The 22,817-nt window shown below is 48.8% G+C and carries 16 protein-coding genes; 8 read left to right on the top strand and 8 right to left on the bottom strand.

Annotation, left to right across the window (positions count from 1 at the left end; translation table 11 throughout):
• Positions 1 to 138: 138 nt before the first annotated feature.
• The 4 genes from Q0698_RS06010 to Q0698_RS05995 all read left to right on the top strand — a co-directional run bounded on the left by Q0698_RS06010 (position 139) and on the right by Q0698_RS05995 (position 5,345).
• On the top strand, positions 139 to 1,287 hold the full coding sequence (locus tag Q0698_RS06010) for a DUF3089 domain-containing protein (RefSeq protein WP_298634721.1): 1,149 nt from the start codon (positions 139 to 141) through the stop codon (positions 1,285 to 1,287).
• A gap of 61 nt (positions 1,288 to 1,348) precedes the next feature.
• Positions 1,349 to 1,639 (top strand): hypothetical protein, encoded by a 291-nt coding sequence (locus Q0698_RS06005; RefSeq protein WP_298634719.1) that lies wholly within the window; start codon positions 1,349 to 1,351, stop codon positions 1,637 to 1,639.
• 100 nt (positions 1,640 to 1,739) lie between these two features.
• Positions 1,740 to 3,809 (top strand): M13-type metalloendopeptidase, encoded by a 2,070-nt coding sequence (locus Q0698_RS06000; protein WP_298634717.1) that lies wholly within the window; start codon positions 1,740 to 1,742, stop codon positions 3,807 to 3,809.
• Positions 3,810 to 3,980: 171 nt separating this feature from the next.
• Complete coding sequence (locus Q0698_RS05995) at positions 3,981 to 5,345, top strand: tetratricopeptide repeat-containing sulfotransferase family protein (protein ID WP_298634715.1); 1,365 nt, start codon at positions 3,981 to 3,983, stop codon at positions 5,343 to 5,345.
• A gap of 16 nt (positions 5,346 to 5,361) precedes the next feature.
• Here Q0698_RS05995 and Q0698_RS05990 read toward each other — a convergent pair whose 3' ends face one another.
• The 4 genes from Q0698_RS05990 to Q0698_RS05975 form a co-directional block, all read right to left on the bottom strand.
• A complete protein-coding gene (locus Q0698_RS05990; protein WP_298634713.1) occupies positions 5,362 to 6,651 on the bottom strand; it encodes an FAD-binding oxidoreductase in 1,290 nt (429 codons plus the stop codon).
• A gap of 5 nt (positions 6,652 to 6,656) precedes the next feature.
• Positions 6,657 to 9,758: an efflux RND transporter permease subunit gene (locus Q0698_RS05985; protein ID WP_298634712.1), complete on the bottom strand. Its 3,102-nt coding sequence runs from the start codon at positions 9,756 to 9,758 to the stop codon at positions 6,657 to 6,659.
• Positions 9,755 to 10,774: an efflux RND transporter periplasmic adaptor subunit gene (locus Q0698_RS05980; protein WP_298634710.1), complete on the bottom strand. Its 1,020-nt coding sequence runs from the start codon at positions 10,772 to 10,774 to the stop codon at positions 9,755 to 9,757. The genes Q0698_RS05985 and Q0698_RS05980 overlap by 4 nt, the downstream gene beginning before the upstream one ends.
• Positions 10,775 to 10,861: 87 nt before the next feature.
• Positions 10,862 to 11,371 carry a DUF1643 domain-containing protein gene (locus tag Q0698_RS05975; RefSeq protein WP_298634708.1) on the bottom strand — a complete coding sequence of 170 codons (510 nt, stop codon included), beginning with the start codon at positions 11,369 to 11,371 and terminating at the stop codon, positions 10,862 to 10,864.
• 138 nt (positions 11,372 to 11,509) lie between these two features.
• Here Q0698_RS05975 and Q0698_RS05970 point away from each other — a divergent pair, with 138 nt between their 5' ends.
• The gene (locus tag Q0698_RS05970; protein ID WP_298634705.1) at positions 11,510 to 13,732 is read left to right on the top strand and encodes a bifunctional (p)ppGpp synthetase/guanosine-3',5'-bis(diphosphate) 3'-pyrophosphohydrolase; all 2,223 of its coding nucleotides are present in this window, start codon (positions 11,510 to 11,512) and stop codon (positions 13,730 to 13,732) included.
• 120 nt (positions 13,733 to 13,852) lie between these two features.
• On the opposite strand, the gene Q0698_RS05965 is transcribed toward Q0698_RS05970, so the two are convergent.
• The 4 genes from Q0698_RS05965 to Q0698_RS05950 form a co-directional block, all read right to left on the bottom strand.
• A complete protein-coding gene (locus Q0698_RS05965) occupies positions 13,853 to 14,398 on the bottom strand; it encodes a histidine phosphatase family protein (RefSeq protein ID WP_298634703.1) in 546 nt (181 codons plus the stop codon).
• Positions 14,391 to 15,647: a TetR/AcrR family transcriptional regulator gene (locus Q0698_RS05960; RefSeq protein WP_298634702.1), complete on the bottom strand. Its 1,257-nt coding sequence runs from the start codon at positions 15,645 to 15,647 to the stop codon at positions 14,391 to 14,393. Before Q0698_RS05960 ends, Q0698_RS05965 begins: the two co-directional genes overlap by 8 nt.
• 3 nt (positions 15,648 to 15,650) lie before the next feature.
• Positions 15,651 to 17,066, bottom strand: coding sequence for an aldehyde dehydrogenase family protein (locus Q0698_RS05955; protein ID WP_298634700.1), 1,416 nt, complete (start codon positions 17,064 to 17,066; stop codon positions 15,651 to 15,653).
• Positions 17,067 to 17,157: 91 nt separating this feature from the next.
• Positions 17,158 to 18,243 (bottom strand): methyltransferase, encoded by a 1,086-nt coding sequence (locus Q0698_RS05950; RefSeq protein WP_298634698.1) that lies wholly within the window; start codon positions 18,241 to 18,243, stop codon positions 17,158 to 17,160.
• 370 nt (positions 18,244 to 18,613) lie between these two features.
• Here Q0698_RS05950 and Q0698_RS05945 point away from each other — a divergent pair, with 370 nt between their 5' ends.
• From Q0698_RS05945 to Q0698_RS05935, 3 genes are all read left to right on the top strand, one after another.
• Entirely contained in the window at positions 18,614 to 21,229 is a 2,616-nt protein-coding gene (locus Q0698_RS05945; protein WP_298634696.1) for a TonB-dependent receptor, read from the top strand.
• Between the two features lie 62 nt (positions 21,230 to 21,291).
• Positions 21,292 to 22,230, top strand: coding sequence for a class I SAM-dependent methyltransferase (locus Q0698_RS05940; RefSeq protein ID WP_298634694.1), 939 nt, complete (start codon positions 21,292 to 21,294; stop codon positions 22,228 to 22,230).
• Positions 22,203 to 22,814, top strand: a complete 612-nt coding sequence (locus tag Q0698_RS05935) for a hypothetical protein (protein ID WP_298634795.1) — start codon at positions 22,203 to 22,205, stop codon at positions 22,812 to 22,814. Before Q0698_RS05940 ends, Q0698_RS05935 begins: the two co-directional genes overlap by 28 nt.
• Positions 22,815 to 22,817: the final 3 nt, after the last annotated feature.

Here is a 22,817-nt window from a genome sequence, read left to right as displayed (position 1 = left end):
CGATCGCCCGATACAACTATGCTGTTCATCAACTAGTTTATTGAGTTAACATCGTTCAGCTAGAGTTTGTACTGTCACAGCTCCCTAACGGTGGTGCTACTCAATCGTCTCAAGCTTTCTTCAGGAGTCGGCTTTACTATGAATCGCATCATTACCATCTCGCTTTCTGCCATAGGGGTAGTTGTCCTTCTCGCGCTGTCGATTTTTTATCTTTTCCGTGGAGAATTACTTGAATGGGCGATGAGTCCGGCCGTTCCATTCTCCGCGTCGGAAACCGTCGCGGCGCCGAACTACCAACAGGCGAGTAGTTGGGCGGCATTCCCGGGTAATCAATCGATGCTTGAGACCGGGCTCGATGAGCAGGGGCTGATGTTAGCGTCGCCCATGGCGGATGCTTTCTATATCCATCCCACTGGCTACTACTCGCCAAGTTCTTGGAATTCGCCAATGACTACGCCCAGTTTTGCGAGTGAACAGACCCAGGCAATGTTATTGGCACAGGCGACTGCATTTTCAGAGTGTTGTGAGGTTTGGGCCCCCGAGTACCGACAAGCTGGGATGGCGGTGTTTTTTGAGCGCAACTATGACGATGGCGTTCAGGCACTCGATGTGGCCTACGAAGATATCGCATCGGCCTTTGAGGTCTTCCTCGCGGAACGAGATCCGAATCGCCCATTTTTTGTTGTGAGCCATAGCCAGGGTACGGTTCATGCGCTGCGATTACTGAAAGAGTACGTAGACGACCAACCGCTGCATGCTCAGCTGGTCGCGGCCTATACCGTGGGTTACGCCGTTCCCAAGGACTATGCCGAGTCAGTCTATTTGGATATCAAGAACTGTACGTCTGAGTTCGACCAGGGTTGCCTACTTCATTGGGATAGTGCGATCCCCACCGCGAACTTAACGGGTCAGTATCCACTTTGGTACCCGGAAGGATGGGGATCTACCGGGGGATCACAACGGCTATGTATTAATCCCATTAACTGGAGTGACTCTGAGCCTGCGGCGGCGGAGCTTAATTTGGGCTCATTGGTGATTTCCGCTTCGCTGGACGAAACCGCGGCGATGGCGAACCAAGCTACCGGTGTCACTCCCAGTGTTGAACAGCTTGAGCTGGGTCAATACGGAGCCGAATGTCGGAATGGAATACTACGCGTCTCGGGTGTAAATGATACCTCCCCATTTCGAGGGCTTGTCTCGGCCGAAGGAGACTTGCACTTAGCTGATTATCAGCTTTTTTGGGGTAATCTACGCGCCAATGCACTGGAACGTTTATTGGTACATTAGCCAGAACCACCATCTCACTGCTGACCAATAAGCTATAATACGATTGGGCAGTGAGGTATTTATGATTTTAAGCTTTGATGAATTTCGCAACCATTTGGATGATGTGCTTTGGTATACGTGGGACCCTGAGCAGCGAAATCATGATGACAAACAGCGACACTATTATTACCCGCTAACCGAGAGTCTCGCAGAGCGGCTGTTGGATAGTTATCGTAACGTGGACGTGGCTGCTGAACTGTCATTGCTGCGCCAGCAACGCTGGCCTCAGTTGTCTAAGTCGTCGAGAGAAAGAGCCGCCTGCGAAACGATTCAGACGCTACTTAATAGCGCTGAAATTGATCCTACTGCTTAGTCATTTTCCGAAGCAGCTAAACCCCTCCTAGTATCGACCGGAACTTTTCGGTAGTCTGTATGAAGTCTAATTTAAACCACACAAAAATAATGGATATGCTATGAAAAAACTTCTACTGTCGGGCGCTATTGCCGTGGCTCTATTCGGCTGCGGCGAATCGGTTACAAATTCGGATACCACCGTTGATCAAGAAAGTATGGAAGTCGCGAGTTTGACGCCTATCTCTGGTCTCGATCTTGATGCTATGAACCTTTCGGTTAAGCCGGGTGATGATTTCAATGCCTACGTAAACGGCACATGGATAGATAGTGTGGAGATTCCCGCGGATCGTTCTTCATTTGGTGTCTTTGGCTTATTGCGAGACCAAGCCACGGCAGATATTCGTGCCATCATTGAAGAGTCCGCCGCGTCTTCGCATGAGGCTGGAAGTGATGAGCAGAAGGTAGGTGATATGTACAACGCCTATACCAACTGGGACGAACGTAATGCGCTGGGTATTGCACCGCTAGCGCCAGAACTTGAGCTAATTAGCAATATCTCTAGCCAGAGTGACCTGGCCAGATACTTTGCCTACGCTTCGAAATATGGGGTAGATAACCCGCTAGGTATGGGTCAATACGTTGACTTTACTGATCCAAACTCCTACATGGTATATGCCGCTCAGGGCGGTCTTGGCCTTCCTGATCGAGAGTTCTATTTCAACGAAGGCGAGCGCAGCGAACAGATTCGCGCCGCTTACGTTGCTCATATTGAAGCGATGCTTACGCTTGCCGAAGTGGCGGACGCAGCGTCGGCAGCCGAGATGATCATGGCGCTAGAAACTCGCTTAGCGGCGGCGCATATGAAGAAAGAAGACTCGCGTAATATGACTAAGATCTACAATCCAATTCCAGTAGATCAACTCGCCGAGGTGATGCCAACCTTTGATTGGGATGCTTATCTGACTGAGTCGGGCATGAATGGCAAGATTGATAACCTGGTTGTTCTTTCGCTGGATTACTCAACTCAGCTTGATGGCATTTTGCGGGGTGTTTCCCTTGATGACTGGAAAACTTTCCTAACGTGGAAGCTTGTGGACGCATCCGCCTCTTCTTTGACCCAGGCCATGGATCAGCAGAACTTTGAGTTCTATAGTAAGACCTTGCGCGGTGTTGAAGAGCAAGAGCCTATGTGGAAGCGAGGCGTAGGGGTGGTAAACGGCACCCTCGGAGAGGTGGTCGGTAAGGTCTACGTTAGCAAGCACTTTCCCCCAGCAGCCAAGGCGAAGATGGAAACCTTAGTAGCGAATCTAATCAGCGCCTATGAAGCGAGTATCAACGAACTGGACTGGATGAGCGCTGAGACCAAGGTTCAAGCATTGGACAAGCTGCACAAATTCACACCGAAAATTGGCTATCCAGAAAACTGGCGTGACTACTCGGCACTGGAAATCAGTGGCGATAACCACTTCGCTAATATTCGTAATGTTCGTGAAGTGAACTGGGCGGAGAATATTGCGCGTCAAGGTGGGCCTGTGGATCGCAGCGAATGGGGCATGACACCTCAGACGGTGAACGCCTATTACAATCCTCCGCTCAACGAAATCGTATTCCCAGCGGCCATTCTACAGCCACCCTTCTTCAACCTTGAAGCGGATGATGCGGTGAACTACGGCGCCATTGGTGCGGTGATTGGCCATGAGATCGGGCATGGTTTTGATGATTCAGGTTCAACATTCGATGGGGACGGTGTACTTCGAAATTGGTGGACTGAGGCTGATTTGAGTGAATTCCAAGCGCGAACTTCTAAGTTAGTGGCGCAGTACAATGGTTACTATCCCTTTGAAGATCTCCACGTAAATGGTGAGTTCACGCTGGGTGAAAATATTGGCGATCTAGGTGGCCTAAGCATTGGTTTGCGTGCCTATGAAATGAGTTTGAATGGTAACGAATCGCCGGTGATTGATGGCTTTACCGGAGAACAGCGCGTGTTTCTTGGTTATGCGCAGGTATGGCGCAATAAGTACCGTGACGAGGCGTTACGTAATCTTATTGAAACCGATCCGCACTCACCCTCTATGTACCGTGTCAATGGTATCGTTCGAAATGTGCCGGCATTCTACGATGCGTTCGCGGTGCAGCCGGGTGACGAGTTGTACTTGGCTCCGGAAGACCGAGTTAAAATCTGGTAGTTCACCAATTGTCACTATTTGACCACAAAGCCAGCTCGAAAGAGCTGGCTTTTTTAATTCCTAGTAGTGAGGGAGTGAGAGATCCAAATTTGAGGTGATGGTTCATTAACCTAGCCGTCGTGAATGATGATACTATTCGGGCTTTAGAATTTCGAATAGGGTTTGGAGTATATGTCGCAGCTCGAAAAGCTAGTAAGTCATAAAGAAGCGCTTTTAGCCGCAGAGGACTATCTAGCCGCTATCAGCACGATAGAACAAATATTAGCGATTGATAGTAATGCCCCTAAAGCTTTACTCGACCTCGGTCGAAGTCAGCTACAGGCGGGATTTCCCGCGGAGGCATTGGAGACATTTAGCGATGTTAGCCCCAAACATTCGGACTATTTAGCTGTTCAATTAGTGGTTGGTCATGCGCACAAGGCGCTCAATGATTCCGACGCAGCCGCCACCGCCTACCGTAGTATGATTACTGACGAAAACCCCTACTTTAGTGGCGTCGCGTTTTGGTCATTAGCCGATCTGAAAACGCGACCATTTAGCTCAGAAGAGATCTCTGCACTCGAGCAATTTATTGACCGTTTCAAAGATCAACCAGAGGTTCGCTACTTGGCAGATTTTGCCATGATTAAAGTGCTTGAAAGTCGCGGTGAATACGAACACGCGTTTATGAGTGCTCAACGTGCGAATAATATAGCCTGGCAATTACAGCCCTTTGACCCGTCTGCTTTTCAACAGTTTGTGATGCAAAGTGCGCAGATCCCTTGGCATAGTAAAGTGAGTTCTAGCGATGCGCAGCCAATCTTTATTGTGGGCATGCACCGTTCTGGATCTACGCTGCTTGAGCAAATTCTTGCGGCTCACAGTGCTATCGAAGCAACCGATGAACTGCCATATATCAGACGTTTCGCGCATGGTTTAGAGCAGGCTAGCTTGTCGAAAGGCTTTGCGGACTTAGATCAACAATCTCTGGATGAGATGGCACAGCGCTACCTTGAACAAGCGCAGGCTCATCAACCTCACTTTGCTGGGGCGCTCATCGATAAAGAACCAACTAACTTTCTTCATATTGGATTAATTTTTGCGTTGTTTCCCAAGGCAAAGGTGATCAATATTGTCCGTGATCCACGGGACAACGCCATGGCAGTTTATAAACAATTTTTTGCTAAGGGCAACGAATATACCAATGCTTTGGAGGGAATTGCCTTCTACTGGCAGGGCTACGCTACGCTGATGCGTCGTTGGCAATCTCAATACGGGTCAAGGATTCATCATATCTCTTACGAGACCCTCACGGATACTCCCGAGGCGGAAATAGATCGCCTATTCGCCTATCTAGATAAGCCTTTAGAGCAAGCATGCTTGAAGTTTTATGAGTCTGAGCGTCCTGTTCTTACGCCAAGTTCCGGCCAGGTTAGACAGCCCATCAATAAACGTTCAGTTGGCTCGTGGAAAAAGTATGAGCAAGCACTCGGTCAGCATGCGCAAGTTTTGACGCAGATTAAGCAAGTGGTTGATAACCTATTCTTCAAAGCTTGAGACTAATTATTGAGCTCTAGAAACCGAGCTTGTCTCTGAGACCGTACCAAGCTGCACCCATGGCCGACATAGGGATGGCAAAGTTACGGCCACCAGGGAAGCTAAACTGAGGTAGGTTAGCAAAGGCATCAAAGCGTTTAGCCTGACCATTAATGGCCTCAGCAACGAGTTTCCCGGCTAAGTGCGTACAGGTTACGCCGTGACCACTATAGCCCTGCAAGTAGTAGACAGAACTACCAAAGCGGCCAAACTGTGGCATGCGTGAATAGGTCAGTAGGAAGTTTCCAGTCCAAGCATAGTCCAGTTTAATACCCTTTAGCTGCGGGAAGGTCTTCTCTAGGTTGGGACGAAGTAGCTTCTCGATATTATCTGGATCTCTAGCGCCATACACAACACCTCCGCCAAAGAGCAATCGATGGTCACCTGTCAAACGATAGTAGTCCAACAGGTAGTTGCAGTCCTCGACACAAACGTCGGTTGGCAGTAATGACTGCGCGACTTCTGGTTCAAGCTGTTCAGTCGTTATTACCTGCGTTCCGCAGGGAATCGCTTTAGTGGTTAGTTTAGGTTCCAAGTTTCCTAAATAGGCGTTGCCAGCAAGTACCATAAACTTGGCTTTCACCGATCCCATTTGGGTATAGGCAACCGGATTATCTCCCTTAGTAATACGCTCTACGGGAGACATTTCAAAAATTTGGCCGCCTAGACGGATAAGCGCATCCGCTTCTCCGAGCGCCAGGTTGAGTGGGTGAATATGCCCGCTACGATTATCCAAAAGTCCACCTACATAGAGATCAGTATTGACATGCTCTCGTATTGAGGGGGAATCCAGTAGCTGGAGTTGGTCATTCCCAAGGGCTTGCCATTGCTCCTTAGTTTTAGCCAATGCTTTCAATTGTTTAGTGGTTTTGGCGGCAAAGATACCACCCTGTTTAAGGTCGCACTTAATGTCGTAGGTCTTAATTCGCTCACGAATAATATCACCGCCCTCAAAAATCATCTTACAGAGTGGCTCAGCTATTTCAGGCTGGTACTTGGCGCGAATGGTATCCACGTCGCGGCTATAACTGTTCACAATCTGGCCACCATTACGACCACTTGCACCAAAGCCTATTCGGGACGCTTCAAGCACTACGACCGAGAAACCGAGTTCAGCGAGGTGCAACGCAGAAGACAGGCCTGAATAACCGCCACCTACTACTACAACATCGGTCTGAAGGTGCCCGTCAAGTTGTGGATAGGGTGTTTTATTGTTCGCTGAAGCGGCGTAGTAGGACTCAGCATGACCTTGATTGTTAACATTCATAAAAATTAGCTCCTAGGCCCTTTACTTAGTTCGCTCATAAGTTCTTGCGTCTCATAGGAGCGAGATTTAGCAAGCGGTGCGATATAGCTATAGAAAATGGGGGTTACATAGAGCGTAAATACCGCGGCCATGGCTAGGCCACCGAAGACTACCCAGCCAATAGCGTTTCTCGCTTCGGCTCCGGCGCCTGTAGAGAGAATCAATGGTAATGCCCCAAGAATCGTGGAAAGCAAAGTCATCATAATTGGGCGTAATCTTACCGCAGCAGCTTCTCGGACAGCATCCGCAACCGTGTATCCCCTATCCCTGAGCTGGTCGGCAAATTCTACGATGAGAATTGCATTTTTCGCGATCAGGCCAATGAGCATTACTAAGCCAATTTGTGAATAGATATTAAAGCTGGTGTTGGTGAGGTAAAGGGATAACACGGCTGCCGCAATACCAAAAGGAACGGTAAGCATCACAACTACAGCGCTATTTACACTCTCAAACTGTGCCGCGAGTACCAAGAAAACGACCAATAATGCCAGTGCGTAGGTTAAGGCAACTTCATTGCTGGTCTCCTCCAAGGCTGCTGCTTCACCCAAAAAGACTAAGCCATACTCAGGCGGAAGTATTTCGGCGGTGGTATCAGAAACGATGTCCATCATCTGCTGCATCGTGAGCTCCTCCACGCCAAGTTCAACGCGAATACCGCGACGTTGAGCGTGACGTTCTAGCTCGGCCGCAACACCCTCTTCCACAAACGACGTGAGTGAGCTCATTGGGATCATCGCCCCCGAATCACTGGCTACGTAAAGATTATTAAGGTCTGAAGGGCTATTCACTGCGGAGCGGCTAGAACGTAAAATAATGGGGATGGATTGATCACCCACATTCAGGTCCACTACGTCGTCGCCGTTCACGGCAACACGCAAGGTAGTGGCAATGGCGTTAAGCGGAACACCCAAGCTTGAAGCACGTTGACGGTCAATTTTGAGCCTAACCTGAGGCTGTGTTGCTTGATATTTAATTTCGACATCGGACAGATTGGGAATCTGTTCTTCCAATGCATCCACGACTAAACGGGTTTGCTCATAGATACTTGGGTGATCCTCACCGGTAATCGCGAACTCCATACCGCCACCTTGACCACGCAAGTTCAAACTATTTGAACTCCATACCCGCGCGGGAGCGCCAGCAATACTTCCCAGCGGGCCTCGCAGTTCTTCGATCAACTCCTGTTGGCTATAGTCCCGCTCGTTCCATGGCTTGAGTGGAGCAGTGATGAGTACGCGGTTCGGATCCCATTGTCCTACAACGGTGAACAGGGAATCAATTTGGCCGTTGTCGACGTAGGGCTGCAGAATGGCTTCCATCTGCACTGCCTGGCGATTCATAAAGTTGAGGCCAACACCATCGGGCCCGGTTGCGAACGCGCGGATGACTCCTCGGTCCTCGACTGGAAGCAGTTCATTGTCAATAGTGAGGTAGGAAGAGGCTGCTGCACTAGCAGCGACCACTGAAAGGAATAATACTTTAAAGCGATGGCGCAGGCAGGTATCCAGAGACTGACTGTAGAAATTCTTCAGGACAGACCCTAACCGCGCTCTGCGGCTGAGTGATTGTGTACTGGCAATCTTGCGCAATGGAAGCTTCGCGGCGAAAGCGGGAACTAGCGTCAGGGCGACGATACTGGAAATGATAACGGCGCAGGCGAGAACCGCACCAAATTCTCGAAAGAGTCGACCGGCTGTTGACGGCATAAAGGCGATGGGCAGAAATACGGAAGCAAGCACCGCGGTGGTAGCCACCACAGCGAAGAATACCTCTCTACTGCCGAAGACGGCTGCGGCTCTTCGTCCCTCTCCCAGCGCGCGATGACGCTGAATATTCTCTACGACTACGATAGCATCATCAACAATAAGTCCGGTTGCAAGAACGAGTGCTAGCAGGGTTAAGATGTTAATAGAAAACCCGAGTAACCAAATGATTGCGACCGATCCTACCAAGGCAACGGGAATAGATAGGGCTGGTACGATAGTGGTACGAAACGAGCCAATAAACAGCCACAATGTGAAGACCACCATGACGACCGTTAGTAGCAAGGTACTGACGACTTCACTCACAGATTGTCTGATGAATAGTGCTTCGTCAGAGGTTACGCGCACTTCTAAATCTGGATATTGTTGGTCTAAGGCCTTGGCAAGAGCGAGTACTTTGTCAGAAATATTGATCGTATTGGATCTTGCCTGACGAATAACACCCACACCGATAACAGCTTTTCCGTCTAAACGGACCAAGCTCTCAACGTCAGCTGGGCCGAAGTAGACGTTGGCAACATCGCCGATACGAGTCTCGTCACGGATCACAAGTTCTTCAACTAATTTGGCATTATCCGCGGTGGCATCGGCACGAATAATGAGCTGTTGATCAACTGAACGAAAGCTTCCCGCGGGAATATCAAACGGAGCATCTGCAATGGCTCGACGAACGTCGAGGATTGAGATCCCGAATGATGAGAGTCTTAATGGATCAATGGATACAATGAGGACTTGTTCGCTATCGCCGCGTAACTGAACGTCGGCAACACCTTCGATACTAATCAAACGCGGAGCAATATCTGTTTCCACTCTACGCGTTAAGGCTTCACGGCTTAACGTGTCGCTGGCGACGGCGAGATTTACGACGGGGTCGGCGTCGCTATCTGCTTTAATTACAGAAACATTTTCCACCGCATCGGGCAGCTGACGACGTGCCCGGCTAACCGCCTCGCGAACCTCGCTAGCAGCAGCATCAAGGTTTACATTCGGTTGGAACTCGATAACGATACGTGTGGTATTTTCTTCACTTTGAGAACGAATGTTCTTCACACCACTCACCCGCGTAGCAGCCGCTTCTAGGTGACTGGTCACTTCGGCATCTACGGTTTCTGGCGAAGCTCCAGGTAAAACGGCCCTCACGGTCACAACAGGGCGGTCTACGTCTGGTAATTCACGAACCTCGACACCAAATAGCGCGGCGAAGCCCGCTACCATTATCAGTAGATTCAATACGGTAACCAACACCGGGCGGCGAACCGATAACGAGGCGATATCGTTGGTTGATTGGTGGATTGAGTCGCTCATGGTTGCTCCACCACGGTAATTAATTGGTTAGAGCGCAGGCGCTGAACCCCCTCGACAATCAGTTGCTCGCCGACTTGTAAGTCGCCTTCAACTAAAATCACTCCGGTTTGGCGTTGAACGATCTCCACATTTCGACGCTGTGCTTTGCTCTCACTGTCTAACGTCCATAAGTACGCACCGCTAGCACCCCACAGTAACGCGGCCTCGGGAATACTGGCATAACTCTGTCCCTGGGTAAGATGGTCGGCTTTGAGGCTCATCCCAGGGCGAAGCAACCCGTCAACATTTTCGATAGCTAGGCGAATTTTGAGCGTACGAGTAACCGGATCAACCCGTGAGTCTAAGTCGGTAACGGTACCGATGATGGACGTGGTCTGATCTCCCCAAGTGCTAAGGGTGAAGGTTTGGCCCTTACTTAAGGTGGGAGTTAACGATTCAGGGATACGAATAAGAACGAATAAGTGATCGAGGTCATCAAGCGTTGTGATCGTTGTGCTGGGCGTTATTCGGTCGCCAACACGGACGTCACTAAGTCCAGCAATGCCTGTAATGGGAGCGATGACAGTATGCTCGTCTAGTTCAACCTGAGCCTGAGCTAAGCGGTTGGCAGCAAGGTCTCGTGTCAAGATGGCTGCATCTAACTCCTGCTGCGAAGCGGCGGCTTGTGAATGAATAGTCTGTAGTCTATCTAATCGCCGTTGAGTGTCGCGAAGATTGATCTCAGCGAGCTCCAATGCAACTTGCTCGCGGCGATTATTGAGTTGGATCAGTGGTGACCCTGTCTCAACCTCGTCACCCGCTTCGAAGTAAACATGGGTTACCACGTCGCCTACAGCGGGAAAAATCTCCACTGAATTCGACGATTCAATGGTGCCTGTCAATTCCAATCGTTCGGTTTTCGGCGCAAATACGATGGGTTGAACAATTGCAGTTGCCGGACGTTGGGCTAACGAATTAGAGGAGAAAGCTAGCCCCGAGAGCAGAATGGTAAAGCTTATCAATAAATTTGCGCGCATAATGTAAGGTATCAACCTGAGGTAAGGGGAAAAAAGTATTCAGTTAGTCATGATATTCTAACTGATCTTTACTGTCTTGATAGGCACTTACGCTCGTTTTTGTAAGCTTGGTTCAGTTTGGTTGAAATAGACGGTTTGTCGAAGAGGTTTGATGGTCGCTGTCACTGAGATTAGAAGTGGATGACTCGGTTGACCGCTCGCGTTAATATCCAAACAGGAGAGGTTGACGAGGTTTCTTACGGCCCAGTCTGCACGGTGACTTAACTGTCCGTGAGTGCCCCATGCGGCTACGCTAATATCCGCATCAACATGTAGGCTCTTAAGCCAACCATTATTGTTTTCGTCAACGGAAGGCGCATGGCTCTCAAGGCGAAGAGGATTGGCACAGCGGTAGGCAAATAGATTGGCAACGGAAATAGCGCCAAAGCCCCAGCGCTTAGCCAGCTCGACATAACGTTTGATCACTGGCTCATCCGCGGCGTCAAGGTCGCTAGGGTTGAGACCGATAAAATTTATCGATGGCAGCTGATTGTCCCAAGAATACCAGTGGGCAAACCGGTATTGACCGCAGCGAGAATACACACTGTGATGACTCATAAGTTTAGTATCTATTTTACAATTAAGAAGTGAGCATAGTTCAACAATTGCGAGCTGTAAAAATATAGTTAGCGCTTGCAAACCGGCTAGGCTCCAATTTATAGAAACAAACCCCCGTCTGGAAGGTAGATTAGTGTAATGGTTCAGGTTCGTCCTACGTTGATTCGTTCGGAGTCAGGCAATATTGATATCGATCAATGGCTGGACTACGTAAAAAGCAGAGATCTTCTCTCCGTAACGCGAATTGATCAGGCCATAGCGATGTTGCGAGCTATCCCGACACCCAGTGAATGGCAGGCCAATCTGAGTTGTTTAGAGATTGGCGTTGAAATGGCGCAGATTCTAATTGAGTTGGAGCTTGATGAGGCCTCCGTGACGGCAGCGTTGGTCTACCGAGCGGTGAGGGAAGATTTTGTTTCGCTTAGTGACATAGAAGATAGTTTGGGGCGTGACGTAGCGGAGCTGGTATCCGGTACCTTGATGATGGCGGCAGTATCGCGTTCGAGGCGTCAAGCCTCCGGCGGAGATGCTGCACATCTTAACCAGAAAGATAACGTACGAAAAATGTTGGTGGCTTTAACGGATGACGTTCGGGTGGCACTGATAAAACTAGCCGAGCGTACCTGCGCAATTCGAGCCGTTAAGAACCATCCTGATCGACGGAGTCAAATTGCCATTGAGGTGTCAGAGATTTATGCCCCCTTGGCGCATCGGCTGGGTATCGGCCACATAAAGTGGGAATTAGAAGATTTAAGCTTTCGCTATCTGAAACCCGACGAGTATGCCTCCGTGGCTAAGCAACTTGATGAACGTCGCATCGATCGAGATCAATTCATCCTTGAGGCAAAGCAGCAAATTGAAGCGGCGCTGGCGGCAGTTGGGGTTAGGAACGCAGAGGTTACGGGCCGTGCTAAACATATCTATAGTATTTGGCGAAAAATGCAGATCAAGGACTATACCTTTGGGCAGTTATTCGACATTCGCGCTTTTCGCATCTTAGTTGACGAGCTAGCCGACTGTTATACCGCGCTGGGGGTCATTCACTCGCTGTATAATCATATCCCACAACAATTTGATGACTACATTACTAACCCTAAGGCCAATGGTTATCGTAGTCTGCACACCGCGGTTTTCGGTCCTCATCAAAAGACGATGGAGGTGCAGATCCGAACGCGAGCCATGCATAACGAAGCTGAGCTGGGCGTTTGTGCTCACTGGAAGTACAAAGGGACGGATGTTGAGAATACCAAGAGCTCCTACGAAAGTAAGTTGGAGTGGTTGCGACAGGTTCTGGATTGGCACGATGAAATCGATGACGGAGCGAATAGCGAGCTATCTACCGTCGTTAAGGCGGATCGAATCTATGTCTTCTCGAAAGCCGGGCATGTCATTGACCTTCCAGTGGGCGCTACAGCGCTAGATTTTGCCTATCGAATTCACTCAGATGTAGGGAATACCTGTAAAGGTGCAAAGGTTGGCGGCAAGATTATCCCATTGAATCAGGCGCTCAAGACGGGTGATCAGGTTGAAATTCTAACCAAGAAGAATGGCCGTCCAAGCAGAGATTGGCTCTCGAGTGATGCCGGGTATATTACTACCTCGCGAGCCAGAGCAAAGATCATTCACTGGTTTAAGAATGATGAACGTGACGAAAATGAAGTGCTAGGCCGACAGGCACTAGACGCCGAACTGAAGCGTATGGGTAACAGCGGTATAAATCTTCGTAAGCTTGCGGGACTGGTGAATTATAAAGATCAAGCTGGGATGTGTGCCGCGATAGGCGCTGGAGATTTAAAGCTTACTCAGGTTCTGGCGGCCGCACAGCGAATGTCTGACCGAACTCAGCGGCCATTAGATGCAGAGGGTATTCGTTCTAAACTTGCTAACTTGAATCCTCCGGTGGCCAACAAAGAGGCGGTCTATGTAGGGGGTGAAGGTGGCATGATGAGTTACCTAGCAACGTGCTGTAGCCCTCTGCCAGGTGATGATATCGTGGGCTACGTCACGGTGAGTCGGGGAGTAGGTGTTCACCGTGCTGAATGCACCAACGCGCTTCGTTTAAAGGAAACGGAACCTGCCCGAATGGTCGCGGTTACATGGTCCGATAATGCGTCGTCAACATTCCGTGTAGATATAGAAATTAAAGCAGTTGACCGAGAGGGGTTATTGCGAGATATGACTGTGCTGCTGGCCGATGAAAAAGTTGATATCGCCGCGCTCTATTCCTCGGATCAGTCTGGAGGAGAAAAATACATAGCCTTGACTGTTGTCGTGCCGACGCTAGACCATCTAGGCAGAGTGTTGGCGAAGCTCGTGGCGCTTCCGGGCATTGTTTCGGCGAAACGAAAGCGGGGAGTATAAGGGGGTCGAGGCTTGAATTTCGAACCGATATGAGGCTCACTTCCCCTCCGGTCAGCTATTTTTTGCGCCGCGATTAGACCGGCGCTTTGAGGTCAAGATGTGGTAATGTCCGCGCTGATACTAAACCATAATCTCACTATCTAACTCTCGGTCAATGCCGATGAAATGCAATTGCCCATCAATTACGTCGAATTCGGCGATAGCACAGTGATCCGGAAGCGCAGTGACTACTGTGTTGGAATCCGTGGCTGCCGATAAGAGTGCGTTGATGACGACAAAGTGACTGAACGCTACGGTGTCCTCTTTTAGGGCCGAGGCCCAATGAAGTAGGTGGTTTCTCCAGACATTTATTTCGGGTTCTACCTCATCCCATGTTGATCGAAGCACTCTATTCAACCAGTCATGTCGTTGGCTGGAGGGTATCCAATAGCTAGGTATCTCACGAATCGCTTGCTCTGTTTTAATATCATGCCCTGCAGCAGCAATCATAGCGGTCTCCGCGGCACGGATCATGGGGCTGCTGACCACCTCGGAAAATGATAGACCTGAAAGGATCTTTATAATCTCTGAAGCCTGCGCACGACCTTGCTCAGATAAGCTGGGATCAGGATCTTCATTCCATTTACTTTGTGGGTGGCCATGACGAACAACGTAAAGTTTAGGCATTGCGTTTTAGGGTTCCGTGGAAAAAAATATCCCATGCTTCGTCTAACGTTGATTCAGCGTAACTTCCGATGGGATTTGGGAAGCGGAGTGTTCGTTGTTTTAGTGCAAAGTAACAATGAGCAATGACCGAAGAAGAGCCGCCGCGCATCGATCCATCTTGGACTCCCGAGGCAACGAATTCCATAAATCTTTTACGATTATCATCAACTTCTTGAATGGCAACGCTGATATCCTCGGGTGCTAACTTATTAATTAGACGAAATAGTGGTAGTTGGATGTGTTGGTTATGGATGGTCATTGCATCGAGCTGAACAAGTAGCTTGATGGCATCAAGACCATTTTTAGCATGCTGAACGACTTCTTGGTAGAGATATCTATCGAAGGTAAACGCCTGCCGAAAAGCGTATTTAAGTAGTGCGTTCTTGTCTTTGAAATGGTGATAAAACGCCCCTTTAGTGAGGCCCACTTCGGTGCAAATCCTATCAATGGAGGACGCTTCGTAGCCCTGAGTATTAAACAAGCGCGTTGCCGCGCAACTAATGGCATCTTTGGACGGAGCTTGCCCCTCAAGGGAAGCTGCGCGCTGAATTATCTGCTCGCAGATGTCGAGATGGCGGAGTTCACTCAGTAGCTGAGATTCATAGTGTGTTGCAACACCGTTAAGGTAAACATCAGAGTTAATCTCACTAATCTTGGAGATTTGCTCTGGAGAGTGAATACGATTAGTCCAAACTGTCCCCCAGTCGAATATTGCGTGCAGAAAATCGGCTGCCGCTTGATGAGGGAATTCTCGCAGAAGGCCGCTGTTTTGACATTGCTGGAAGTATTCTCCTAGCTGTATTTGAACGGAATCAAATGCAGTTTTAACTTGGAGCCCCGCCTCAGGGGACAAAAGATGTTGTTCGTAAATCATGGCGAGAGGAGGTTTTACTGACGTATGAACCTCATGCCAGGTTCTGAAGTGGAAACTGAAGAAATTGCGAATAATCTCTTGATAGCTTGCAGACTGTTGTTTTATCTCCGCTAGTTGAGCGGCATAAGTATCTAGTGAGTCGCAGTAACAATCTCTTAGTAATACCTCCTTGGTATCGAAGTAGTAATAGATATTACTGCTTCGCATGCCCAGAGTACTTGCCAGATTTGCGATGGAAACACCTTCGTAGCCGAACTGATTAAATGCGGCGGCGGCTCGCTCCATAATTTGGCGACGCCGCAGCGCTTGCTTCTTCTCGATGTTGGCGGTCGCCACGATCTACCTACCGAGGAACCGCAGGGTCAGTTGGATGACTTTTTTAACACGGGGAGTGTAGGGTGCGAAAAGTTGTTTACTGAGAGATAGATGATCTTTCACTACACCTCGTTCATTGCTAAACGCCAGGAAACCATAGCGGCCGTGAGATTTGCCAATGCCACTATTATTGACGCCACCAACGGGAAGGTTAGAGTGAATAAAGTGAAGGAGGCAAGTGTTGATACAGGTGCCGCCCGCAGTGCTCCGATTGATGACCTCATCGACGACTCGGTTGTCTTTAGCAAAAATATAGAGCGCGAGTGGTTTGGGTTGCTGTTCGATTATACTCAGCGCTTCACTGAGTTCATCGTAAAAAAGTATCGGCAACAAAGGTCCAAAAATTTCCTCTTGCATAATCCTTGAGTCCGCACTGGGCTCCACTACGAGAGTTGGGGAGATGAATCGGTCATCGGCATCACAATGCCCCCCCAAAATTGTTTTGGCCTTCGATTTAGCTTCAACCAGCAGGGCTTGCACTCGGTCGAAATGACGAGTGTTAACCATCCTAGCAAGGTCTGGCGACTGTTGCTGTGCCGCTAGATCAGCGCCATAAACCGTGGCAATGCGCTGGTAAAGGCTATCGCTAAAACTCTGCTCATGACTGCGATGAACCAGAAGATAGTCAGGTGCGATGCAGGTTTGGCCGTTGTTGGTAAATTTAGCCCAGACTAGCTTGTCGATGCAGTCCTTCACGTTTGCACTTTCATCTACAATCACCGGAGATTTGCCGCCAAGTTCGAGTGTTACCGAACTTAGGTTCTTCGCCGCTGCGGCCATCACAACTTTCCCAACATTGGGCGAGCCGGTAAAGAAAATGTGATCGAAGGGGAGCGCTAAGAGCTGAGTGGTGGTTTCGACCTCACCGTCAATCACGGCAACCTCGTTAACGTCGAAGACGTCCTCTACGATTTCCCTAATCACTGCGCTGAGTGCCGGAGTAAATTCGGATGGTTTGATTATCGCGCTGCAGCCGGCAGCTACGGCGCTGATAACTGGCCCAAGGCTGAGGAACACAGGGTAGTTCCAAGGCGCAATAACTAAGCTGGCGCCTTTCGGCTCATAGATGATCTTCCCACTCGACCCGAAAAGTGTGGCGGGGGTGCGGACACGCTTTGGTTTCATCCAGCGCTTAAGGTTCTTCGAAGTATTAGCAAGTTCGCTAAGAAGCGGCATAATCTCGGCGATATCGACTTCCGTTTCAGGCTTGCCAAAATCCTCCGCGCCAGCTTTAACAATGTTTTTACGAAAGCGAAGGATAGCGCGCTTCAAACGTTGCAACATTGCGATTCGATCCGCAGCACTGCGCGCTTTTAGCGTAGGAAGGTTGGCCTTTTGTTGCAGGAAGATTGCGTCAATGTTATTGGTGTTGGTAGGCATCACTGTCCTCGTTGTAACCCGTAATTTATGAATCAGTGTTATGTGAATTGCATTTCGAATCAATAGTTAGTGTCCGACGGCGGTCGCTAACTTAAGCTCGAAATGCTCGAATCATGATGTTTCGTGGTGTAATCGATGATGGGCAAAACTCAATGAGTTCGGCTTGAAATCCGTTTTCTTCGAGAAAGAGTACGTTGTCTAAACAGAGTCGGATTTCTAGCGCCCGTCGAAAGACTTCGCACTGGGCTTCGTAGGCCACTTCAAGCTCAAGCCGCTCCTCAGCGCTGGAAAGCAGCCTCGATTCGTCATTCACCGCTACTCCTGATAGCTCGGGAACACGTTGCTTCGCGCCCCATGCGCAAAAGGTAGCGAAGCCCTTAGTTGCTATTGCTGGTGAGGTGCTGGGTAGGTGTGTGTAATGCTCGATTCCTAGTTCCCGCTTTACCCATTCGTCAAAGCCCAATCTATAGAGGCGTAATTTCTCTCTCGCGAATTGTTCCCGTTTGGGCGCTGTCACGGATTGTCTCACCGCTAACTGGATGTTTCTCTCGTTAAGTACCAGCGGAGATCGTCTCGCTGGTTGGGAGAGCATCTTAAGACCTCGATTAAATCGTTTGTGATAGCAGCAGGGGGAGAAGTGTAAGTCATGGACCTGCGACTCGACGGCCTTCTCAACTAGCGCAGTGTGCAGAGCTCCGCATGCGTGCAAGGCCACAATGGACTGTGCGGAGGATAGATATTGCTCGGCTTCGCTGAGGACATCGCACTGGTGGAATAGTGTCATTTTGCTGCTGCGTGCCGAAGCTCTCGCTATAAGAGAAGAATCGATCTCTAAGCCAATTACGGCATGACGGTCGCTTGCTAAATGACCTGATAGGTGGCCCATACCACAACACCAATCAACAATTGTCTCGGCCGATGAATTAAAACATCCCTTGAAGTGCTGTAGTTGCCGCCATTTGCGCAGTTTTGTTCCAGCTGGTGGCTCGGATTGGATTGGCAGGAGTGGCGATGACGTCAGCTGAGTTGCCGACCCAAGTTCATGTGCAATGGCTGTTAAAGTGGCTTCTGTCAGCCATAGCTTCGCGTCGGAGCCGAAGGCGGGTTGCCAAGCTGACCAATGCCGGAGTAGGAGTTGATCGAGTTGCTGAAATCGCTCCTGCGTGCTGATGTTCATCAGGTTACTCCCTATTAATTCGACTACTTTTGGTTATTGCCAATTGCCGATAGTCGCTATTAAAGAACCTTTCGTCATGCTCGTTATCTAATTTCTGTTGTAGAAAAAATCGTCATCAGCGGACTAATCAATTATATGATCCGCTACGGCATGCGTTGTATCGACTCGTAATCCTGCGGTTTGCATTAGTGAAACGCAATCTCCGAAGGGTGTTTTCCTTATGATGACTATAGTTCGGCTGGGTGTGTTCACAAAACTACTACGATAATTACGGGGTTATACGTAAAAAAAGGTTTTTTTTGTTATTAGTTTCGGTTACATTTGTGACTGGAAGCAGTAATAACAATTAAAACCATTTGGGGGATATTTAATGAAAACTGCACCTTTAACAAAAGCTATTCGCAACGCGATTAGTGCATCAGTCTTGGCTGGTGTGGCTCTTCCTGCATTTGCTCAGGAAGTTGAAGTAGTTGAACAAGAGCAAGAACAGGTTCAGGTTGAAGAAATCTTTGTAACCGGTTCGCGTATTCAGCGTTCAACCAACACTGATTCTCAGGAAATCATCACAATTAGTGCTGATGACATGAAGATCTCTGGCGATATCTCAGTTGCCGATGCACTTCGTTCGTCAACGCTAAACTCGTTGGGTTCATTCCGTGAGTCTTCTGGTAGCTCAGCTCAGTCGAATGCGACAGTTGACCTTCGTGGTGCTGGCGCTGGACGTACACTTGTACTTATCAACGGTCGTCGTACCGTAGGTTCACCATCACTTGGTGGCGGTGGTACAGTTAACTTGAACATGATTCCTTTCTCTGCGGTTGACCGTCTAGAAATCATCGCTGATGGCGCATCGGCAGTATACGGTTCTGACGCTGTAGCTGGTGTTGTAAACGTAATTCTTAAGACTGATTACGAAGGCATGAAGTTCAATGCTCGTTACGGTGATCGTTCTGAAGATGACGGTGTTGAGAAAAGTTTCTCTTTCTTGACTGGTGCTAAAGGCGATCGTGGTTCTGTAACGTTTGGTCTTGAGTATGATAGCCGTGATCCAGTATTTGATAAGGATCGTGAGTATACCGCAGCGCGTTACTCTGACATGGACGGTGATGGATATATTACCGGTTATGCTGAGACTGCTGGTGTATCTTTCTATGGTTACACTTTGTTGAACCCTGACTACAACGGCCAAGCGTTTGATCCAATGGATCGTGACACTTGGGAAGTTACACCTGGTAGCAACTGTGTTGATGATGGTTCGTTCGTAGGTGAAATGAAAGCTGATCTAGTATTTGGTCCAGATACAGGTTTCTACTGTGGTTATGCATACGCTAACGTATCAGCAAACCGTGCTGGTTCAGAGCGCATTAACTCTTGGGTTAGCTCTACATTTGAATTGACTGATAATGTTGAACTTTTCGCTGACGCTGTCATTGCTCAGAATGAGTCTTTTGGTCGCTATGCTCCGCCAGCGGCTCCAGGTGCGGCACTTGCATCTGACCCTAAGAACCCGTATGGCCAAGCCGTTAACGGTTACTTCCGTTGGGTAGATATCGGTACTCGTGATAATACAGTTACTGACACGTTGACCGACATCAACATGGGTCTTCGCGGTGATCTAAACGATTCACTTTCTTACGAAGCTTACTACACCTACTCTGACTACAAGTCGGTTTCAGTTGGTACTTACTACCTGAGTTATGGTGGTTTTGAGTACAACATCAATTACAATATCACTGACTACGACCAGTACGTTGCTAATCTAAAGGCTACAACCCTTAATGATGACACAATGAATCTTCAGAAGATGTTCGTTGGTCTTCAGTGGGATATGTTCGAAATGGCTGGTGGTATGGCTTCTTCATACTTTGCCGCAGAAACTTTCGAAGTTTCCTATGCAGCAATTGTTGATGGTCAGTCTGAAGCGGGTCTAGTTGGTGGTTCTGCTGGTAACTCTGCAGAAGGTGCACGTGATGTATCTGCGATTTCTGCTGAAGCAATCTTCCCGCTAACTGACTGGTTAGATATTGACGCAGCTGTTCGTTACGATGATTACTCTGACTTCGGTAGCGCTGTATCACCTCGTTTGGGTGCTACCTTCTCAATGATTCCTGATTTAACAATCAAGGCGTCATACGGTGAAGGCTTCCGTGCTCCAGATTTGTCTGATCTTTACGGTGTTACTTCGTTCTCTGCTGAAACTGCAACTGACTACTACGGCTGTCAGCTAAACGGTATCTCAGAAGCTGACTGTAACTCACGTCAGTTTGATACTTACATCGGTTCTAACCCAGATCTAGACGCAGAAACGTCGAAGACTTTCTCGTTAGGTGCTAGCTACAACTTCTTTGATGCATGGAACGTTGGTGTTAACTACTTTAACCTAAGCATTTCTGATTCAATTGAGTATGTTTCTGCTCAGGATATGCTTGACGTTGATTACTACTCACAAGGTGGTAACCCAGCAGTTATGCGTTCTGCAAACGGCCGAGTTGACGAAATCAGCGCTGGTTACCAGAACGCAGTAGGCGATCTAACTCGTGAAGCGGTTGACTTCTCGTTGGGTGGCTTGGTTGAAACTGGCTTTGGTATGTTCGAGATTCGTGGTAACTCTTCTTACTACTTAACTTACGAATACGAGCAGGACTTCGGTCAGGGCAACGTTGCAAACGCAGCGGGCGACCTAGGATTCCCAGAGTGGCGTTCAAACGGTTTCATCCAGTGGACTCTTGGTGGCGTATTTGCATCTTGGAACGTTGATTACATCGGCGAATCTGAAGACGCAATCAACGGTACTGAGTATGACGCATGGATGGTACACAACGCTTCTGTTGGTTACTCTTTCAACGACTACGGTACAGTTAAGGTTGGTGCTAACAACATTCTTAATGAAGATCCGTTGCTAGACCAATTCGGCGAGCAAGCTGATGAGTACATGTACGACAACACAGGCCGTGTTATCTTCGTAGAGTACTCAATCGAGCTTTAATACTTGCTAGATTGATATAAAATAAAGCCCGCATTAGCGGGCTTTTTTTTTGGAGAATAATCATGGATGCATGGGGAAACTTTTGGCAAAAGGGTCATAGCACTACGTTTGGCGAGTACTATGCAGATGGCTATACACGCGGTTATATTAATAGCTGGTGGCGTAATGTCATAGCGGAGGCGGCCTCGCCACTGTCCGTACTTGAAGTGGGTTGTGGTAATGCATCATTGCTACCGGTGTTGTTTGAGTCTCACCTTGAAGGTCATTACGTAGGCGTTGATGCGGCTGATGTGGCTGTATCTGACGCTGTAACGAAGAGAGATAATGGCAGTTTCTCAGTGGAGTTAGTCGCTCGGCAAGGGATTGAGCTCGCAACGCTTCCGCGCGATGACTTTGATATCATCGCTTCCGTTTACGGACTAGAATACAGTAACTTAGATCAATCGATCCCTAGACTAAAGTCCTTGACTAAGGAAGGGCGAGTGGAGCTGTTGGTTCATCATAACGACTCAATCATTACGAAAATGTCGGAAAAGGCCTTAAGCGAGTTTGATTTCATCGTGATGGCGATTGTGGTTCAAGCACTCGTAGACATCGATATTTGTTTGAACGAATGTCATGGCGATCCTGCATTACTTCCCCAGAATGCCAAGGCAGTAGCCGCTAGGGAAGTCGTCAACGATGAAGTGTCAAAAATAATGAATGTTGATCCTGAGTCTCGAAACCCAATTCTTGTGGATTTCGTAACCCAAGTGTTACTCTATTTTAAGCATATTCGTGACGATACGAAGTCTCGAAAGCTTCGCATTAACTCAATTCTGCCCGACTTCGAAGCCTCTAAGGAGAGATTCCGTCAGATGGTAGAGGTTGCCAAAGATGAGAAGGGTGCCGAAGCCATCTGCCAGCAGTTTAGGGACGTTGGATTCGCGAAAGTACATAAACAATCTCTTGAACATGAAGGAGCACCTGTAGCATGGGCCATAACTGCCGTAGTCTCTTAGTTTCATTTCTAGGAAGTAGTCTTTTATTGTCTTCGCCGGCTCAGAGCCAGTCTGTCGAGGTATGTCGTACAGAGGCCGACGATCTGGTCCGACTGGCCTGTTATGATAGTTTATTTCAACCCTCCGCGCTTACCTCGGAAGTAATGCCTGCTGAGACGAGCGAAGGAGACGCACCGAAACTGGCTGATAATCACACACCAGAGATTCCGGTGGCGCCAGCTGCGGTTACCGCGCCTCCCACCAATAGCCAAGCTGATGCCACTGAGGTAGTCACTCAGCCAACGCAATCCGAACCCAAGGATGATCAACTAGCAGCCACCGTTGATGAGACTGTTGCCGCAAGGGCTCAGGAGGCCTACGACGAGGTCATAGCTAACGCACAAACGCTTATTGTTAGTGATGTACGAAGAAATTCTCGGCGGCAGGTTTTCTTTGCCACCGAGCAAGGACGCACCTTTCGACGGGAGTCTGGAAGCTACGCAACCTTCAAGGAAGGCGATCAGCTGTTAATAGAGGCGGGGATGATGTCTTCGATGTTTTTAGTGAATCAAGATGGATTGCGAATCAAAGTAAAGGAATTATAAGTT

Origin of the sequence: uncultured Umboniibacter sp., from assembly GCF_947497555.1 — a bacterium.
Taxonomy (GTDB): domain Bacteria; phylum Pseudomonadota; class Gammaproteobacteria; order Pseudomonadales; family DSM-25080; genus Umboniibacter.
The sequence above is the reverse complement of the archived record's forward strand: the minus strand, read 5'-3'. Positions and strand labels throughout refer to the sequence as shown.

Coding starts and splice junctions, on each gene's coding strand:
- Q0698_RS06010 (WP_298634721.1), top strand. CDS start 139: ATGAATCGCATCATTACCATCTCGCTTTCTGCCATAGGGGTAGTTGTC.
- Q0698_RS06005 (WP_298634719.1), top strand. CDS start 1,349: ATGATTTTAAGCTTTGATGAATTTCGCAACCATTTGGATGATGTGCTT.
- Q0698_RS06000 (WP_298634717.1), top strand. CDS start 1,740: ATGAAAAAACTTCTACTGTCGGGCGCTATTGCCGTGGCTCTATTCGGC.
- Q0698_RS05995 (WP_298634715.1), top strand. CDS start 3,981: ATGTCGCAGCTCGAAAAGCTAGTAAGTCATAAAGAAGCGCTTTTAGCC.
- Q0698_RS05990 (WP_298634713.1), bottom strand. CDS start 6,651: ATGAATGTTAACAATCAAGGTCATGCTGAGTCCTACTACGCCGCTTCA.
- Q0698_RS05985 (WP_298634712.1), bottom strand. CDS start 9,758: ATGAGCGACTCAATCCACCAATCAACCAACGATATCGCCTCGTTATCG.
- Q0698_RS05980 (WP_298634710.1), bottom strand. CDS start 10,774: ATGCGCGCAAATTTATTGATAAGCTTTACCATTCTGCTCTCGGGGCTA.
- Q0698_RS05975 (WP_298634708.1), bottom strand. CDS start 11,371: ATGAGTCATCACAGTGTGTATTCTCGCTGCGGTCAATACCGGTTTGCC.
- Q0698_RS05970 (WP_298634705.1), top strand. CDS start 11,510: ATGGTTCAGGTTCGTCCTACGTTGATTCGTTCGGAGTCAGGCAATATT.
- Q0698_RS05965 (WP_298634703.1), bottom strand. CDS start 14,398: ATGCCTAAACTTTACGTTGTTCGTCATGGCCACCCACAAAGTAAATGG.
- Q0698_RS05955 (WP_298634700.1), bottom strand. CDS start 17,066: ATGCCTACCAACACCAATAACATTGACGCAATCTTCCTGCAACAAAAG.
- Q0698_RS05950 (WP_298634698.1), bottom strand. CDS start 18,243: ATGAACATCAGCACGCAGGAGCGATTTCAGCAACTCGATCAACTCCTA.
- Q0698_RS05945 (WP_298634696.1), top strand. CDS start 18,614: ATGAAAACTGCACCTTTAACAAAAGCTATTCGCAACGCGATTAGTGCA.
- Q0698_RS05940 (WP_298634694.1), top strand. CDS start 21,292: ATGGATGCATGGGGAAACTTTTGGCAAAAGGGTCATAGCACTACGTTT.
- Q0698_RS05935 (WP_298634795.1), top strand. CDS start 22,203: ATGGGCCATAACTGCCGTAGTCTCTTAGTTTCATTTCTAGGAAGTAGT.